2 protein-coding genes are annotated in these 1,400 nt (G+C 47.8%); both read right to left on the minus strand.

Annotated features, from left to right (window positions below):
- Positions 1-899, minus strand: an 899-nt coding sequence (locus R7M72_RS24710; protein ID WP_318056414.1) for a cytochrome c oxidase subunit 3, incomplete at its 3' end; no start/stop codon positions are given.
- A 51-nt stretch (positions 900-950) separates the two neighbouring features.
- A partial coding sequence (locus R7M72_RS24715) for a cytochrome c oxidase assembly protein (protein WP_318056415.1) occupies positions 951-1,400 on the minus strand: 450 nt, incomplete at its 5' end.

Raw genomic sequence — 1,400 nt, forward strand, 5'->3', positions numbered from 1 at the left:
TGGGGGGTCTGTAGAGACAACAGATAGACAAAAACAAACAGGCATAGCCATACCACATCAACAAAATGCCAGTACCAACTGCCTGCTTGAAATGCGAAATGGTTGGTAGGAGAAAAGTGGTCCTTCGCGATTCTAAACAGCAATACAGTTAAGAATATGGTGCCAAGACAAACGTGCATGCCATGAAAACCAGTAAGCATAAAGAACGTATTGCCATAAACCCCCGATTGAAGCGTGAGCCCCATTTCCTGATAAGCGTGAATGTACTCTTTGGCTTGATAGAACAAGAAAAAGCCCGCCAACACGATGGTGATTTCAAGCCACACGACTAACGCTGTGCGTCGGTTTTTCTCCAAACTGATGTGTGCCATGTGTAACGTGATAGAAGAGAGAAGCAAAATAATGGTGTTAGTGAGCGGAATACCTTGCCAAGGCATCGCTTGGGTGCTTTCCCCACTTGGCGTTGTCGTGAGCGGCCACATTGCTTCAAAGCTTGGCCACAATACTTCATTGGTCATGAGGTTATTATCAGCCCCTCCTAACCAAGGGACAGACACCATTCTGGCGTAAAACAGCGCTCCGAAAAACGCGCCAAAGAACATCACTTCTGAAAAGATGAACCAACTCATCCCCTGACGAAATGATCGAGTGATCTGCGCGCTGTATTTGCCCGTCAACGATTCGGTGATGACGTTACTGAACCACCCTGCCAACATGTAAAGCAGAAACAAAAAGCCTACGGCAAGCACAATGCGACCAACAACACCGACCGCACCATCGCTTTGAGTACCTTGCACCGTCATGCCCGCACCGACGGCGACTAAAAACAGAGCAAACGCGCCAATGATCGGCCAACTACTTTGAGCAGGAACGTAATAGGTTCCAGGTTTATTACTCATCAGTTCTCTCCTTACAGACACTATTTGGCCTGTATCTCACTCCTTGAGAGGCTAACTGCCTGTGGGAGGAGGAAGTTTGTAGAGTGTATAAGACAGCGTTAATGTATGTATTGAGTCCGGCAAATCGGGCTCAATATAGAAAATCAATGGCATCTGAGCGTGCTGCTTTCCATCCAGCGGCTGTTGCGTAAAACAAAAGCACTCTATTTTGTTGAAGTAAGCAGCACCGTTGCCGGGAGAAACGGAAGGCACCGCCTGCCCCACCAGCCTTTGTCCACTTTCGTTAAATGCCAAGTATTCAGTTTGCACGACCTCACCTGGATGAACATTCATCGAAATGACTTTCGGCTTAAACTCCCACGGCATATCTGGGTTGACGTGTGCCATAAACTCCACACGAATCGTCCGGCTCAAATCGGGTTGCATCCCCGTAGGTTGAATCGCTGCAACATCACTGGTTTTACCGTTGATACCTAACGCATCACACATCACGTCATAGAG

The sequence above is a fragment of the Vibrio sp. YT-18 genome (assembly GCF_033337345.1).
In the GTDB taxonomy this organism is placed as follows: domain Bacteria; phylum Pseudomonadota; class Gammaproteobacteria; order Enterobacterales; family Vibrionaceae; genus Vibrio; species Vibrio alginolyticus.